The sequence below is a fragment of the Nostoc sp. FACHB-152 genome, assembly GCF_014697475.1.
In the GTDB taxonomy this organism is placed as follows: domain Bacteria; phylum Cyanobacteriota; class Cyanobacteriia; order Cyanobacteriales; family Nostocaceae; genus Nostoc_B.
In genome coordinates, this window is the sequence record NZ_JACJRV010000049.1 from 12,387 (window position 1) to 28,756 (window position 16,370).

At 45.9% G+C, this 16,370-nt stretch carries 12 protein-coding genes; 10 read left to right on the forward strand and 2 right to left on the reverse strand.

The window, feature by feature from the left end; translation table 11 throughout:
- Positions 1–20: 20 nt before the first annotated feature.
- The 7 genes from H6G76_RS24420 (at position 21) to H6G76_RS24450 (ending at position 8,196) form a co-directional block, all read left to right on the forward strand.
- On the forward strand, positions 21–527 hold the full coding sequence (locus H6G76_RS24420; RefSeq protein WP_190706804.1) for a cupin domain-containing protein: 507 nt from the start codon (positions 21–23) through the stop codon (positions 525–527).
- A gap of 212 nt (positions 528–739) precedes the next feature.
- Positions 740–2,050 (forward strand): IS701 family transposase, encoded by a 1,311-nt coding sequence (locus tag H6G76_RS24425; RefSeq protein WP_190706806.1) that lies wholly within the window; start codon positions 740–742, stop codon positions 2,048–2,050.
- 186 nt (positions 2,051–2,236) lie between these two features.
- The gene (locus H6G76_RS24430) at positions 2,237–3,226 is read left to right on the forward strand and encodes a transaldolase family protein (protein ID WP_190706809.1); all 990 of its coding nucleotides are present in this window, start codon (positions 2,237–2,239) and stop codon (positions 3,224–3,226) included.
- Positions 3,227–3,513: 287 nt separating this feature from the next.
- A complete protein-coding gene (locus H6G76_RS24435) occupies positions 3,514–6,231 on the forward strand; it encodes a TnsA endonuclease N-terminal domain-containing protein (RefSeq protein ID WP_190706812.1) in 2,718 nt (905 codons plus the stop codon).
- Entirely contained in the window at positions 6,231–7,697 is a 1,467-nt protein-coding gene (locus H6G76_RS24440; RefSeq protein ID WP_190706814.1) for an ATP-binding protein, read from the forward strand. Before H6G76_RS24435 ends, H6G76_RS24440 begins: the two co-directional genes overlap by 1 nt.
- Positions 7,698–7,798: 101 nt before the next feature.
- Positions 7,799–7,951 carry a hypothetical protein gene (locus H6G76_RS24445; RefSeq protein ID WP_190706817.1) on the forward strand — a complete coding sequence of 51 codons (153 nt, stop codon included), beginning with the start codon at positions 7,799–7,801 and terminating at the stop codon, positions 7,949–7,951.
- Between the two features lie 83 nt (positions 7,952–8,034).
- Complete coding sequence (locus H6G76_RS24450; protein WP_190706820.1) at positions 8,035–8,196, forward strand: hypothetical protein; 162 nt, start codon at positions 8,035–8,037, stop codon at positions 8,194–8,196.
- Positions 8,197–8,214: 18 nt separating this feature from the next.
- On the opposite strand, the gene H6G76_RS24455 is transcribed toward H6G76_RS24450, so the two are convergent.
- Complete coding sequence (locus tag H6G76_RS24455) at positions 8,215–11,877, reverse strand: NB-ARC domain-containing protein (protein WP_190706823.1); 3,663 nt, start codon at positions 11,875–11,877, stop codon at positions 8,215–8,217.
- 360 nt (positions 11,878–12,237) lie between these two features.
- Here H6G76_RS24455 and H6G76_RS24460 point away from each other — a divergent pair, with 360 nt between their 5' ends.
- The 3 genes from H6G76_RS24460 (at position 12,238) to H6G76_RS24470 (ending at position 14,740) form a co-directional block, all read left to right on the forward strand.
- Positions 12,238–12,909 carry a DUF2808 domain-containing protein gene (locus H6G76_RS24460; RefSeq protein ID WP_190706826.1) on the forward strand — a complete coding sequence of 224 codons (672 nt, stop codon included), beginning with the start codon at positions 12,238–12,240 and terminating at the stop codon, positions 12,907–12,909.
- 145 nt (positions 12,910–13,054) lie between these two features.
- Positions 13,055–13,492 carry a cupin domain-containing protein gene (locus H6G76_RS24465; RefSeq protein WP_190706840.1) on the forward strand — a complete coding sequence of 146 codons (438 nt, stop codon included), beginning with the start codon at positions 13,055–13,057 and terminating at the stop codon, positions 13,490–13,492.
- A 33-nt stretch (positions 13,493–13,525) separates the two neighbouring features.
- A complete protein-coding gene (locus H6G76_RS24470) occupies positions 13,526–14,740 on the forward strand; it encodes an acyl-CoA dehydrogenase family protein (RefSeq protein WP_190706843.1) in 1,215 nt (404 codons plus the stop codon).
- Between the two features lie 237 nt (positions 14,741–14,977).
- Here the strand turns inward: H6G76_RS24470 and H6G76_RS24475 are convergent, their stop codons facing one another.
- Positions 14,978–16,327, reverse strand: coding sequence for an NAD(P)/FAD-dependent oxidoreductase (locus tag H6G76_RS24475; protein WP_190706847.1), 1,350 nt, complete (start codon positions 16,325–16,327; stop codon positions 14,978–14,980).
- Positions 16,328–16,370: the final 43 nt, after the last annotated feature.

The following is a 16,370-nucleotide window of genomic DNA, read 5'->3' on the forward strand; positions in this document are numbered from 1 at the left end:
CTACCTTTACCCCTGAAACAATGAGTACTCAATTCAATCAAAGCAAAGTTGCAATTGTTGGACAGAGCGAGAACCTCGACTGGTTCGATACAATGCTCGACGAGCAGATGGCTATCCGCATCCATAGCAAAGATGTCGATGGGGCTTTCACAATTATTGAAGTGGATGTTCCGCCGTTCTCAGGCCCACCACTCCACTATCACCAAGATAGGGAAGAGATCTTTGAAATCCTGGAAGGCAGATTTCGCTTCCACTGTGCTGGTAAAGAGTTTGAGGCTGGGCCAGGAACATCGGTTGTGGTACCCCGTAACACTGTGCATGGATGGGTGAATCTTGGACCCGGAAGGGCCCGGTTGCTCGGCACTTACGTCCCCGGTGGCATCGACGAATTCTTCCCCCAAATCGGTCAAACGCCGCCCGAAGGTTGGACAGAGCTTGCACGCCAGTACGACACTTGGATCGTTGGAGCGCCTCTGTCTGTTCAAGCTCCATCTTCTAACGCTGCTACTGAACCTGCACTGAATTAACGTGAGTTTGGGATAGGGAGGGGTGGAACAGATACCCTTAGAAAGTACTTACTTCTCAACCCATCTAACCACCCCATCCCTATGTCGCAACATAGATGATCGGTTGATATGGAAAAGCTTAGGGATAGCCTCTGAATGCTTGGGTTTAACCCTCTTGTGTCACTATCGCGGTAGCATAATAATGTACAAAACCTAGAACGAAGACACAGAGCATGGTAGAGCCTCGTTCACCCATTAAAACCGTCAAGTTTGTGGATGAATATTGCTTGTGGTATAAAAACCTGTTTTCAGATGTTAGGAATTTTGAAGCTTTCAAATATCTACATATAGGATGTATTTCTGATTTAAAACGAAAAAGTCTACCAGAAATAGCGAAAATTGTCGGGCTAGATAATTATCAAGGACTACATCATTTCTTAACTACATCATCTTGGGAAGTAGAACAGTTAAGAGCTTTGCGATTTAAACTAATCTTAGAGGTACTAAAAGGAAGACCAATCATTTTAATTATTGATGAAACAGGAGATAAGAAGAAAGGAAATACAACAGATTATGTGAAACGGCAGTACATCGGAAATTTGGGAAAGATTGAGAATGGAGTTGTAGCAGTCACCGCGTATGGTGTATTCTGCGGGATGACTTTTCCCCTACTATTTGAAGTATATAAGCCACGGGAAAAATTAAAGCCAGGAGATAAATATCTTACCAAGCCTCAAATCGGGGCAATGCTAATCAAAAAACTACAGTTAATGGGTTTCAAATTCAACTTGGTGCTGGCAGATAGTTTATATGGAGAGAGTGGAACGAATTTCATATCAGTGCTAGATGAACTTGATTTAAATTATTTAATGGCAATTCGCTCAAACCATTCTGTAGACTTACTTAAAGGGCAGTACACTCAATACTTAAAGTGGCAAAGGTTTAAAAGAGTGTTCTCTAACTTAAGCAGTGAGAATCGGTTTATTCGAGAAATAATTCACGGAAAACGTGGAGAACATAGGTATTGGCAAATTACTACAGACACTAAAACCTTACCTGGAAACTCTACCTGGTATGTCATGAGCAAATATCCCGACATTACACCTAGAGAGGTTGGTAATTTTTATGGGTTAAGAACTTGGGTTGAATATGGCTTAAAACAAAGTAAAAATGAATTAGGTTGGGCAGATTATCGTTTTACTCGCTATGAAGATATCGAGCGGTGGTGGGAGATTATTTGTAGTGCCTACTTGATGGTTAGCCTTCATTCAGAATCTCTACATCTTTCTCCCCCAGATCCTCAATCAACATTTGCTTCTCACCCCTGGTGGGATAATGGTAAAGGTTGGAAGAATATTCTCAACAATCTGCGTTTAGTTATTCAACCTTTTGTCCTATTTAACCTCATATATTCCTGGTTGACAGTTTTTCCTATTCCTCAACTGTCTTTGGGTTTTTCTACGCTTCAAGCCATCGTTTATAGGCTCACTTCCCCAATTTTTTTCTTCCTGGCTCATCCTGAATTCTATTTTTCTTCTGCCTAAAGTGACACAAGAGGGTTAACCAGGGCTGACTATTTAGAACACATTGTTCGGAATAATGCCAACCCTTGTATTTCACCCCTACTTAAGTTGACGCTTAACTCATGGATCTTGAGTGGGGAAATTTGAAGAAAGTTGCCAAACTATTTTATTGAACGTTTGAATCTTTGAGCATAAAGTTTATAAACTATGAACCTTTTGCAGTCACTCCGTCACTCTGGACAATCCATTTGGCTTGATGGGTTTGAGCGAAGCTGGGTGAGCAGTGGTCAGTTGCAACAAGCCATTGAAGAGGATGGGTTAAGGGGCGCACGATCAAACTTTAACGCGTTGAACCTTGCCATCCAGGGACATGCTTATGATCGCGACTTCACTACGCTGGCACAGCAAGGGATGAGCCGGAGCGCTCAAGCAGATTATGAATATTTGCTTGTGCGAGATCTGCAATTAGCAGCTGATCGGTTGAAACAAGTTCATGCTCATACACAAGGACGAGATGGTTATGTTCAAGTCGATCTGCCACCTGATACGCTATTTGAACCTGAAACTGCGATCGCTGCCGCTCAAAAAATCTGGCGGGCTGTAGGGTGGAGTAATTTATTGCTGAGAATCCCAGCGACTCGATTAATGCTGCCAGTGATTGAACAACTGCTTCGCCAAGGCATGAACGTGAATGCTACGTTAGTGTTTTCTCTAAACGTATACAACCAGGTTTTTGACTGTTATCTCAGAGGATTAGAGAAGCAGATTCAGCTAGGAAAGTCCGTGAGTAACGGTATTTGCTTTGTCAGTTTTGCCATTGATCGGTTGGATGCGGCGATTAATCCACTCATGGCTCACTCAGAGATATCTTTTGGCATGATCCAATCTAGGCTGCTCTATGAACATTATCAAATGCTCTGTCAAAGTGAAAGCTGGAGATCGCTTCCTAAAGGGGCAAAGCCACTGCGATTGGTGTGGGATTGCACAGATATTCCACCTAAATTCGCATGGCATTATATTCAGGCTCTAAGGGTTCCTGAAACAGTGATGTTGCCGCCATCGCTTTTAGAGATGTATCGTAAGGTTTCTCTGCTGCCTCTAAAGCTGATTGACGATGAAAGCGATGAACAGATGATAACAAGCGCAACAGAAATTCTTATGGTTTTACCCAAAAAATGGCCAAATTATGAACCATAACTTGACCAAAAGTTAACGAAATTACAGAGCTTACAGGCAACAGGCAAATAAAATTTTGTATCAATTCATGGCCGCGTGTTGAAAAAATGAATCATAATAAAGCCAGAAGTTTTTTAGCCGGAAAACTTTAAAATTCCACAAAACAATTAGCTCTTTCATCAACTTTCCGACCAAAAAGTGGTTCAAAATGACTAAAATATGGTTCAAAAAAGCTTTGATGAGTAGTGTTTGTGGATTGCTGTCAGGCTGAAAACTCTGATTATTGGCACTCTCAATGGTGCAAGTCAATGAACTCACAAGAGTTTGAGTATTGGTGTAGACGGCAACAACTAAAGGCACAAACTATTGATTTGATTGCCAGTATTCGCGCTGCCCCACCCTCACGTCGTGTACAAGGACGTGCCAAGAATGTCAGTGGAGTTTACCCTAGCCGCAAAATGGGTCAAACCATCCAATTTGAGAGCCACACAGTAGAACTATGGGCAATTTACCAAATGGAACACGACCCAGACGTTTTAGAGTTCTACGACCAACCCCCACCCTTCAAAATCCAGTACAAAAATGCAGCCGGACGGAACATAGGTCACTATCATACCCCTGACTTTTTCGTGTTGCGCTCCACAGGAGCAATGTGGGAAGAATGGAAAACAGTTCATGAATTAGAGCGACTAGCCCAAAAATACCCAGGACGCTACCAAAAAACCGAAACAGGTGATTGGTATTGCCCACCAGGAGAGGCAGTAGCCGCTTCATGGGGACTAAAATATAGTGTCCGCACAGATGCTCAATTGCATCCAGTCTTCACTCAAAACTTGATGTTTTTGGAAGATTACTTCGGATTTAACGCCAATATCCCCGCCATCGTTACCGAAAAAATACAGCAATGGGTAAAAACTAACCCAGGAACAACCATTGCAGCAATGCTGGCATCAGTGAGCGGAGTCAGAGCCAACGATGTATACACTATGATTGCTACCCAACAAGTTTACGTGGACTTGTATGCGGTTGGTTTAGTGGAACATTGGCGGGTAAAATTGTGGCCAGACCAACAAACTGCTGATGCACATGGACTAATAGCAGTAGAACAGTCCTTACCCAAAAAGGAGTTCATCTCAAAAGCGTTGCTCTTACCTAACACAACATTCTTGTGGGACTCAAGACTGTGGACTTTAGTCAACTTGGGTGAAACTACAACCACGCTATTACCATGTGCAGGGCAACCAATACAGTTGCCAACAGCATTTTTTTTCCAATTACTAGAAAGTGGTAGTATTAGCATCCAGTCACAAGAGAAACTCGATAGCACCAACGAAACTGTACGCTTATTGATGGATGCCGCTTCTTCTGCTGACTTACAACAAGCAAACTACAGATTCCATCTAGTACAAGCATATTTTCAGGGTCAGACAGATATCTACAAAAACATCAAACCGCGCACCCTGCGACGTTGGGTACAACAGTTCCGTGAAGCCGAAGCCAGTTTTGGTTGCGGTTATGTTGGGTTGCTGCCGCGTACCGCTAGTAGAGGAAATCGCCAACCCAAAGCACCAACGGATGCAAGCAAATTATTAGATCAATTTATTACCGAACACTTCGAGACACCAAGACAAGCTCCCGCCGCTTCCGTTTATCGCGCCTATACAAGAGCCTGCTGTGCTGCCAACGTTACCCCACTGAGTCAACGCACATTTTATACTCGTCTAAAAAAGCGTCCCATCCATGAGCAGACTTTAAAACGTCAGGGAGCAAAAGCCGCATACGCAACCGAACCGATTGTTTTAGAACTAGCTAAAACAACACCCAGGCATGGAGACAGACCCTTTGCTATCTGCCATCTTGACCACACCCAACTCGACATTGAATTACGCTCTCAAGTTTCTGGTCGTAATTTAGGACGACCTTGGCTAACATTACTGATTGATGCCTACTCCCGACGAATCTTAGCAGTTTATCTCACCTTTGACCCACCTTCTTACAGGTCTTGCATGATGGCACTACGGTTGTGTGTTCAGCGTGAGGGTCGTTTTCCTCAATCTGTAGTTGTAGATGGTGGTAAGGAATTTCATAGCGTTTACTTTGATACCTTATTAGCACGTTACCACTGCATTAAAAAGACTCGTCCTGGTGCTAAACCCCGTTTTGGCTCAGTAGTTGAGCGATTATTCGGCACAACCAATACAGAATTTATCTTTAACTTACTGGGCAACACCCAAGCCAGTAAACAACCGCGTCAATTGACCAAAGTTGTTGACCCCAAACAACTTGCCGTTTGGACATTGGCAGATTTATATACCTACCTGTGTGAGTGGGCATATAACATTTATGACACGAGCGTACATGATTCCTTGGGTGAGACACCATTACAAGTTTATACCGACGCTATCGCTGCCACAGGGGAAAGGGAACACCGCCGCATTGCATACAACGAAGACTTCCTCATGGCAACACGCCCTAGTACACCCAAAGGCAACGCTAAAGTCCAGCCGGGACAGGGAATAAAAGTCAATTATCTTTATTACTGGAACGATGCTTTCCGCAATCCGGTTGTCGAAAAAACCAAAGTCAGTGTGCGCTATGACCCTTTTGATATGGGTGTAGCTTATGCGTACTTAGAGGGAAGATGGGTCAAATGTATCTCCCAGTATTACAGCACCTTTGCCGGACGCACGGAGAAAGAAGTGCTATTAGCTGCCCAAGAAATTAGGCAACAAGATAAGCGTAATGCTGTGAGTACAAATATCTCTGCTAAACGCCTTGCCGACTTCATCGCGGCGGTGCAAGAGCATGAAACCTTGCTCTTGCAACGGTTACGAGATTTGGAAGCGGTTGGAGTGCTAGAGAATGTCACACCCAATACCCAAGGTGTACCCCAGTTCCCAAGAGTCAGCACTCTTGAGCCGGAGATAGAAGCACATAATCAAGATGACGAACCATTGCCACCACTGCAAAACAACGTTGAACTGTTGGATCTCACACGACTGCCGATACTAGGGGAATACCGTTAATGGACAACTTTTTAACCGGCAATCAAAACGGCGAAATACAGTCTAGACTTACCCAGTTTAAGGAGTATGCAGTTTTACATCCCCAGTTAGCACGGGTAGATATGTTGTTAATGCGTGCGATTCGAGAACCTGCCGGATTTGCTCATGTGTTAGTGTATGGGCCAAGCGGTGTGGGCAAGACAACGATGATACGGCAGATTGCTAAAAGGTTAAATGAAAATGTAGCCGAACAGTTACCGGGTGTATCTAATTCCTTAAGCTATCGTAACGGCTCTGGGCCCCCAATGCCGTTATTGCTCTTAGAAACACGACCACCGGATGGTGGGGTGTTTAATCGAGCAGATTATTACCGCACTGCACTGAAACTTTTGGGAGAACCATTCTATGAGCGGCGGATGCTGATAGATATTGACGCTGAACAAACTTGGGAGAAGAAAGGGCGTGGGCGGACTAAAACAGCCCAGTTTAATGATTCGCCTGAACTGCGTCACGCATTAGAAGAAGCGATGACCAAACGTGGTGTACGGGCGGTGATTTTGGATGAAGCACAGCACTTAATGAAGATTGGGACTGGCGCAAGTGCTGGTAAGCTTTTAGACCAGTTGGACTGGATTAAGTCCATGACTAATGTTACGGGAGTGCTACACATTCTGATTGGGACTTATGAACTGCTCAATTTCCGCAATTTAAGTGGTCAAGCATCTCGGCGGGGACTGGATATTCATTTTCCGCGTTATTTATATCAAAATGAACTTGACCGCCAGGATTTTCAAGCCGCATTACTGGCACTGTTGATGCAAGTACCTATGAATGTGGATGTAAAAGAGCTAATGCAGCATTGGCTTTATTTTTATGAACGTTCCATTGGTTGTGTTGGGGTACTCAAAGACTGGCTCATCCGGGCTGTGGCGGCGGCATTGCATGATGGTCACGATACCCTGAGTTTAGAACGACTGCATGAACATACCCTCACACTAGCCCAATGTGAACGCATGGCTTTGGATACGACTGAGGGAGAACAAAAACTCTCGTACATGGAAAGTCGCCGTGAACATTTGTGGCATTTGCTACAGATGGGTATGGGTTCGACCTCTGTACCAAAAGCGGCGGTGGATTTATCCAAGGGCGCGGCGACTGCAACTGCATCGCCCTCTAAATCTGACAAACCAACGTCAAAAGCAAAACGGACTCGTAAAAAGTCTGCACCCCAGAGCAATGATGAAACGGCTTCTACGACACCAAGCGAAACTTCTATAGAACCAGCACCTAAGAAAAAACAAACTCGTAAGAAGACAAAACCAGGTGATTCTGACCTTAGTGAGACACCACTGGAAACAAATATTACCCCATCTCCCACGGATGCACAGAAGACAGATGAAACACCGGAGCAACCGCAAACGCCTAAAAAGTCTTCGGGGCGTGTTGGTCAACGCAAACCTAAACGTGATGCTGTAGGACAACAGTAGAACATCAAAAAACTAAGTATTAAACAGAGCTATACAATCCTCTTCTACCGTGTAATACATGGAGTTTCTGTCTCTTTTTCACTACATCACCCGTGTAATACTTGGTAAAAGGTGATTCTTTATTACTTCAGTTAGAGATTTGGTGTTCAAGCGATCGCTTGAAGGTGGGGCGGAGCATCGCCGTACTCATGCAGATATGTTTTGCTGTTAGCAACTGCAATGGCAACGCTACCCAAAAACGGGGCAGGCGTTAAAATTTTTGAGCTAAATTACCTGCTGTAGCTAAGTTTTAGGTTTTTTAAACTCGAATTATAGGTTTGAACTATATCTTGTCCACTTGGGTTGTGAACTATATCATGTCCTCTTTGTCCAAGTTTTAGGTAAAAGCACAATTCTCTCGGATGAGCAGATTGACCAACTCGTGAACGAGGAAATGGCGCGATCGCTCAACGCCTATCAACAGTTGCTAGACACCATTGAACACAAGCGAAGACGCTGAATCTGGCTGCCTATCGCCTCAATGGTCAATTGCTCCTAACGCTTTAAGAGTCGTTCTTTGAGCTACTGTCAACCCAGTTGCTCCTTGAATATTCATGCCTTCATACAGACGATCAACCGTCAACGTTTCGATACAACGTCCTGTCTGCACATCCCAGAGCTTGATTGTGCGATCGTCACTCCCACTGAATAGGATTTGACCGTTAGAGCTAAAGACAACTGACCGAACCCAACCGCTATGTTCATCCAAAATGTGAAGGCAATGCCCTGTTTGCAAATCCCACACTCGAATCGTTTGGTCATCACCGCCACTTGCCAAGAATCGACTGTCGGGACTGTTGGCGGAGCCTGCGCTTGGTGCATAGGCAACTGTCCAGACAGTTCCTGTATGCCCCTGCAAAACTTTCAGACAGGCTCCAGTTTCTACATCCCACAATCGAACGGTTTGGTCAAGACTGCCACTTGCCAGTCGGCGACCACTGGCATCAAATGCCAGTGCGAAAACTGCGTCTGTGTGTCCCTGTAAAACCTTCAAACATACTCCAGTTTGCACATCCCAGAACCGGATGGTGTGATCGAAACTGCCACTTACCAACGATTGACCACTCTTGTCAAACGTAATCGCGGGAACACCGCCCTCATGTCCGCGCAACACGTGCAAACAGTGATGCGTTTGCACATCCCACAGTCGCACGGTGCAATCATAACTACTGCTTGCCAGAATTTGTCCCCCTGGACTAAACAGAACTGTCCACACGGCTGCGTTGTGTGCTGACCAGCGATCAAGGTGTCCGGTTTGGATATTCCATAAAGCGATCGACTCATCGTGTCGATTGATCGCGAGAGTTTGATTATCGGGACTGAAGCTGACGTTGCTTAATGATGAAATCTGACGCAACCGACTGGGAAAAGCTTTGTAGGGCTGAAACGATGACAGATCGCCACCTGGTTGTAAACGCCACAGCTGAATCATTTCATTCTGACCACTACTAGCGAGTATCTGGTCATCCGAACTGAGGCTCAGGGAATGAATCCCGCCAGTATATCCACGCAACGTTTTCAGGTTTCGTCCGCTCTGTAAATGCCACAGCCGCACCGTATGGTCTTTTCCAGCACTGACCAACAGTTGACTGTCGGCACTGATGGCAAGTCCATAAACATCGTGGGTATGACCCTCAAGTACACAGATGAGTTGCCCGTCTTCAACACTCCAAAGGCGCAGCGTACTATCGAGACTGGCGCTAACCAGCCAACGACCGTCCGGACTAAACACAACTTTCCAGACCCAACCAGTATGTCCTTGCAGCAATGTGAAAGTAAGTTTTGATGAGCGATCGCCAGGGTGATGACCGCGCCACAGTCGAATTGATCCATCACGACAACCGCTAGCAAGCAGTTGTCCATCCGGGCTGTAGCGTACACACTGAACTCCGGTGGTATGTCCCTCCAGAACACGCAAGCAGTTGCCATCGCGTACATCCCAGATCCGAATGGTTGCATCATTGCTGCTACTGACCAGGGTTTGCTGATCGGTCGCAAAGTGGACGGAATAAACACTCCGGGTATGTCCTGTCAAGACACGGAGACACTGCCCTTGCAAATTCCATAAACGCACCGTTGTGTCATCGCTGCAACTTGCTAATTGCTGGCTATCGGCACTAAAACTCACTGACCAAACACAACCTTCATGGTCTGTAAGCACCTGCAAGCATCGTCCACTCTCGATATCCCACAAGCGCACGGAACTATCACTACTGCCACTGGCTAACGTTTTGCCATCGGAACTAAAGGCAACCGACCAAACCCAGCCTTTGTGTCCTGAAAAGGTGTCCAGAAGTTGGGCTGTGCTAATGTTCCAGAGATAGATGTTGCCATTAGAATCGCCAACGGCAATGGTCTGTCCATCTGGACTCAAATCGATCGACCTCCCAAGATTGTGGGTTTCTGAAAAGATTGATTTCGCTAAGTCAGCATTCTGAAAATTGACTCCTGCTAAATCGACCTGTCGCAGGTCGGCTTGCTGTACTACTAAGCCAGAAAAATCCCAGCCGCGTAAGTCCACTTGAAGCTGCACCAGCAGGTTAATTAGGTTGCCTGCGGTGTATCCTGGTTTCTTTCCCTGTTGCCTTAATAGGTGTCTTGCTTGCGCCTCGATCGCTGCCACACTGCCAAAGCAAGACAGCAACTGTTCCATCACAGGTTGCACAATCAAGCGCGTCTGAATCTCTCGAATGTAATCTTTTGCTTGTACTCGCAGTAAGGAGTGCGTTTGCCAAACGTTAAGTTGCTGCGTCTCAAATTCGATACAGACCTGCTGTACAAAGCGTTCTGTAACATATTCCATCACCACGGGTTGCAAGAGGAATAACCCATCGTTTTTTTCAATGAGCGTAGGCTTTGCCTTCTCGATGAGCGATCGCCTCAGTAGTGAGTTGATTAAATTAGGTACACTTTGTTGAGCCGCAGGATCAACCACATTCTCTCGAATATCTGAGATTGAGACTGGCTCCCGATGAATTGCAAACCAGAACAGTGTTTTCTGTTCGGCTTCGGATAGGCGAGCGAACTGACGGTCTAGCAAATCGCGGATGTCTTCAAAAACTGCCAATCCTTGACTCAGATAGGGCAACACCTCAGTAATGCTGCCGTTAAATAAATCCCCAATTGCGGCTGCCAACAGTTTCAATGCCAGAGGATTGCCGCCGTAGTGACGGATCAAAGTCTCCCATTCGGCTTCTGAACCTGTAAACGCTCCTTTTTGCCGAAAGATGGCGCGTCCGTCATCAGGGGTTAGTCCACTCAAGACCAGCGATCGCACTAGCGCCTGTGCGCCTTCCATCAGTACCATTTCCCGTGGCTTTTCTCGACTAGTGAGCAACAAACAACTTTGGTGGGAAGCTTCGCCAATGGCTCTGAGCAATTGTCCGTAACCTTCGTAGCCTGATATCCATTGTCCCACAGGCTCACGCTGCAAAATGGTTTCAGTATTATCCAAAATTAATAAACACCGACGCGATCGCAGATATTGCATCAGTTTAGATATTTGTTGATCGAGCGTGGTAGGAAGAATGGGATCTTCCCCAAAAAGCGGCATGAGAAACTTCAGCAGGCTCGACAGGAGTTCATTCAGTGGTGGTGCATTAGCCAAGGAGCGCCAGACAATAATCTCAAATTCTGCTTGCATTTGCAGCGCCGCTTTGACAGCGATCGTACTTTTGCCAATGCCGCCAATGCCCAATAGTCCGACTATGCGGCAGCGCTCAGATACAATCCACTGCCAAAGTTGTGTCAGTTCTACGTCACGCCCATAAAACACCGAGGCATCGACGGCAGTATCCCAGTCCTGTTGGGGATTTGTCCATCGGCTCTCCGTCTCTTGGGATGAAGCAGGGGATGTCAGGTCTGCCTGCGTCAATTCCAGCCCAAATGCCCGAAAGAGATACTCTAATGACTGGCGATCAACCCCCAGTTCGCGCTTGAAAATGCGAGCGAGGGTGTTGAGGGACAGTCCGGTGCGATCGCTGAGATCTTCCTGGCTGAAGCGTTTACCCCAGGTTTCGTCGGATTCCACCTGCTGTTTTGCCGTCTGAAACTTTTGCCACCCTTGAGGCGATAGGATGGCTCCTCGCACTCGCCCAGAAGTGGAGCGACCTCGTTTAGTTTTTGATGAGTTGGAATCCATAGATCAGCCGATGGTGCAAAGGAATGAGCGAATCTTTTTTTAAGATATCGGGCGTTTCTTTAATCAATGACTCACGAGGAGTTTGAGCAACACAGATTGACAGGCAAATGATTCCATTTTGGTTAGAGTATACCAGGTTTAATTGCTTCTAGCTCATTTGCTGTGGCGTTACTCAACTAAAGAACAATTAAATCGCGTTTTAACTCACAGAACTTGAGTGGTGTAAATTGGACTCTCACGGAAGAATGAAGTTAATCGAGGTGGGCAGGAAGCTTCACCAATCTAAAAGAGAACAAGATGAGCAGCAATCACGTTAACACTCAAAACATGAAACTCGAATACATCTTAAGGAGATTAACCATGCAATTCCAAAAATTTACCATGAGCATAACCTTGGCGACCCTTGCCGTATCTGCACAGCAGCACGTAGCTACTGCTAACCCGCCATCAGCATCTCATGCTTCAACTAAGTATGAAGTCATCCTTCAACAGCTTGGATTAAAAACAACCCAGTCTCAAGCAATCTCGTCTCCAACACAGTTCCAGTCACAAAAAAGCATTTCAACTGATCAAGCTGGGCAAACCTTCTTTAGACAGCCGCTACATCTGCTTCGGTCTGCTGCCTTCCCAGATGGAGGGTATGTACCTTCTACCTATGAATTCACGCTAACCATTCCTAAAGATGCTGGGCAACCTTTGAAAGCAGTAACAATCACGCAAGCAACTAACGTAGAAACTGTCCAATTTGATGTCACTCACAGTAAAGCCTTTAACAGTCGACGTGCTGCTGGTACTGAAATCCAGTTAGCTAGTGTTGGCGGTAATCAGCCTTCTAACGCCGGTGAAGCAACGATCGTGTTTGATCAACCTATTTTGCCTGGTAACACTGTGACGATAGCACTTGCAGCTCGAAGAAATCCAATCGGAAGTGGTGTTTATCAGTTTGGTGTTACTGCTTATCCAGATGGGGAGAACAGCCTGGGGCAGTTCTTAGGCTATGGACGCATCAACTTCTACGGCAACTCAAACTAAGTAGATTTTCATTAGCTGATTCCATGAATGAATTAGACATCGAATGGATTAGAGGTATCAGTTAAATTCATCTCACCCTTTGGTACACCAAAGCTAAATTCAGTTGAATGCTGAAAATAACTTACGCATTAATCGGAGCAATCTCATGACCCAATCTTTCTGGCTGTTTGGCTCTCGCCTGGATATCATTGCAGACCACACTGCAACCGAAGGTAAATACGATCTGATCGAAGGTTATTTTCCACCAGGCTCACAAACTCCTCTTCATCGCCACACGCGCTACTCTGAACAACTTTATGTCTTAGAAGGAGAGTTCACAGTCTGGGCAGATGAAAACAAGGTTGTGTTGAAAGCTGGCGAAACCTTCCTGATTCCTCCTGGTACAGCCCACGCGATCGGCGTTTTGAGCGACAAGCCAGCTCGCGGGTTGATGGTTGCTTCTCCTAGTGCCTTTGCACGACTAATTGCAGAGGTAGGAACGCAGAACGAAAACGAAATACCAGATATGGAGTTAGCTCAACGTATTTCTGCTGAAATTGGCGACGAAATTTTGGGATCACCTGATGATCTACCAAGCAAATGAGGCAGCGAGAAAAATAAAAAAGGAGAACTAAATATGCAGCAATTACTAGAAACAACAAAACCGCTTAATTTCCTTGCTATCGGTTATCAACTTGCCCAGGAATTTACTAAAACTGCCGCAGAACGAGATCAGCTTCGCTGCGCCGAAGGCGATCGCAATGGTGGCAACCGTCCTATCCATGAGATTGAGCAGTTGCGCCAAAGCGGTTTACTCAATCTGGTGATTCCTACGATTTATGGGGGATTAGGAGAAACTTCCTGGGTCAAAATCTTCGGCTTGATCCGCGAGTTCGCCAAAGCTGATGGCTCTATCGGTCAACTGTTTGGCAATCACACCACGATTATCAGCTCACTCTCAATCAGCAATCCAACACAAGTAGAACAACTTTATTTAGATACAGTGCAGCACAACTGGTTTTGGGCAAATGCAGCCAATGCCCTTGATCCAAGATTGGTGGCAACTCCGACTAAACATGGCTGGCAGTTCGATGGCATCAAGCGATTTGCTACAGGAGCAAGCCTTTCAGACAGGATGATTGTCAGTGCCTTAAGTGCTGATTCTAAACAGCCCGTAATTGCAATTATTCCCAGCGATCGCCCTGGCATTCACTTTAATGGAGATTGGGACAACATGGGACAACGCCAAACTGACTCAGGTAGCGTCACGTTTGAGCAAGTTTTGGTGACACCAGATGAAATTCTAACTTCTATTTATCCAAGTGACAGCCCGATCGCCACCCTAATCAATGTCTTCAAACAACTCAATCAAGTGAACATTTATCTAGGCATTGTTCAAGGTGCGTTTGCAACTGCACGGAACTACACCACAACCAGAACTCGCCCTTGGATTACATCAGGGGTAGAACAAGCGATTCAAGACCCTTACATTCTGCATCATTACGGTGAATTTTGGATGGACTTAGAAGCGGCAACCTTACTTACTGATCGAGCAGCCCAAGTATTGCAAGCCGCCATCGAAAAGGGCATTAATTTAACAGCCCAACAAAGAGGAGAAGCGGCAATCGCTGTTTACACAGCAAAAGCATTTGTCACCAAAATTGGTTTAGCAATTACAACACAAATGTTTGATGTGATGGGTGCAAGCGCCACAGCACAGAGTTATGACTTTGATCGCTACTGGCGAAATCTTCGTACAGCAACGCTCCACGATCCTGTGGACTACAAAATTCGGGAAGTCGGCAACTGGGCATTGACAGGCACAGTGCCAACTATCACACCTTACTCTTGATAAAATGATCTTTGTTTCTCTGCACAGCGATCGCTCTTGGCAATGAACTTTATAGGCGATTGCTTCCATAAAACTGCATCGAAGACAATTGCCTGACCCATCCTGGCACTGTTCAATAGCTTTAAAAGCCGTAATATCAAGTACGGCTAATTACTTACGATTTTGTTGTGAATTGGTGTGTTGTTTTCAGCTTTCGATTCAGATATTTCTTATATATTGAGACAGATTGGCATACTATCATTCAAAGAGTAGTCTTGCGAGACTGGGCAATGCCTCACCGTAAGTTGGATGAATGTGAACCGATTGTTCAAGTAGCTGCCACGTTGCTTTAGCTTCCATCAGCGACAAAAAGACATGGACAAGTTCAGCCGTTTCGTACCCAACCAGCGTTGCTCCTAAAATCAGATTTGTGTCGGTGTCAATGACCATACGATAGAACCCCAGATCGTGTCCCCACTCAATGCTACGGGCGATGTAAGCCATTGGCAGGGTGACTTCGCGGGCAGCAATACCTTGTTTCTGAGCCTGTTCTAGTGTCATCCCCACTCGACCCACTTGCGGCTCTGTGTAGACGGCATAGCCTAACACGCGATCGTTGCGTGTCCGGTGTTCGCCAGACAAAATTGCTTTCAAGCGCCGATAGTCTTCCCAAGAAACATGAGTAAAAGCAGGCTGCTTGGCAACATCTCCGATCGCATAAATTCCAGGGCAAGTCGTTTGAAACTGATCGTCGATTTTAATAAAACCCTGTGCATCTAATTCAATCCCTGTCACCGCAGAATTTAATACCTGAGTATTCGGTTTGCGTCCAGTTGCAATCAGCAATGCTTCTCCATCAAGGACTTTACCATTATTCAGCGTTAGGGTAAACACACCGTTACTGTAAGCAACCTGCTGAACCGTCACGTTAAAATGCAGCCCAATTCCATCTTGTGCAAAGGCATCAGCAAGCACAGCACTGACATCAGATTCTTCTTGAGCCAGCAGGCGATCGCCCCGGACAATTAATTCGATCTGGCTTCCTAAGCGCGCCATTCCTTGTCCTAACTCTAAGGCAATATAGCCACCACCGACCACGAGCAATCGGGGCGGAATCTGCTGCAAATCAAAGAAATTTCGGTTGGTGAGATAAGGAGTTCCAGCTAAACCGGGAATGTTAGGAATATTAGAGGATGTTCCTGTATTGATGACTACGATCGCAGCCTGCACAGTCACCCCTCCTCCGCTTACAGTTCGCTCTCCGGTGAAAGCAGCTTCAGCACAGACAACTCTCACCCCTGCACTTTCTAATCGCCGCTTAGTACCCTGGTTAAACTGGCTGCGAATACCACGCACACGCTCCATCACCGTAGAAAAATTGACTTCAACCTGTGTATGTATGCCTAGCTTTGCGGCTTGTCGAGCGCGACCTGCGGCATGGGCAGCCGCTAAAAAGGCTTTAGAAGGAGTACAGCCATAGTTTACACAACTGCCGCCTAAAGCATCGCGCTCAAATAAAACGACATTTCGACCTGATGATGCAAAGTCAGCCGCAAGCGGAACTCCGCCCTGACCACTTCCAATCACGATTACATCTGCTGTTTCCATTGTTACCTCTGTTGATAGCTGGTGATTACAGTTTGTTGAGTAC

Excerpts from the sequence above, each read along its gene's own strand:
- H6G76_RS24420 (WP_190706804.1), top strand. The coding sequence starts at position 21 with ATGAGTACTCAATTCAATCAAAGCAAAGTTGCAATTGTTGGACAGAGC.
- H6G76_RS24460 (WP_190706826.1), top strand. The coding sequence starts at position 12,238 with ATGCAATTCCAAAAATTTACCATGAGCATAACCTTGGCGACCCTTGCC.
- H6G76_RS24475 (WP_190706847.1), bottom strand. The coding sequence starts at position 16,327 with ATGGAAACAGCAGATGTAATCGTGATTGGAAGTGGTCAGGGCGGAGTT.
- H6G76_RS24465 (WP_190706840.1), top strand. The coding sequence starts at position 13,055 with ATGACCCAATCTTTCTGGCTGTTTGGCTCTCGCCTGGATATCATTGCA.
- H6G76_RS24440 (WP_190706814.1), top strand. The coding sequence starts at position 6,231 with ATGGACAACTTTTTAACCGGCAATCAAAACGGCGAAATACAGTCTAGA.
- H6G76_RS24430 (WP_190706809.1), top strand. The coding sequence starts at position 2,237 with ATGAACCTTTTGCAGTCACTCCGTCACTCTGGACAATCCATTTGGCTT.
- H6G76_RS24470 (WP_190706843.1), top strand. The coding sequence starts at position 13,526 with ATGCAGCAATTACTAGAAACAACAAAACCGCTTAATTTCCTTGCTATC.
- H6G76_RS24425 (WP_190706806.1), top strand. The coding sequence starts at position 740 with ATGGTAGAGCCTCGTTCACCCATTAAAACCGTCAAGTTTGTGGATGAA.
- H6G76_RS24435 (WP_190706812.1), top strand. The coding sequence starts at position 3,514 with ATGAACTCACAAGAGTTTGAGTATTGGTGTAGACGGCAACAACTAAAG.
- H6G76_RS24455 (WP_190706823.1), bottom strand. The coding sequence starts at position 11,877 with ATGGATTCCAACTCATCAAAAACTAAACGAGGTCGCTCCACTTCTGGG.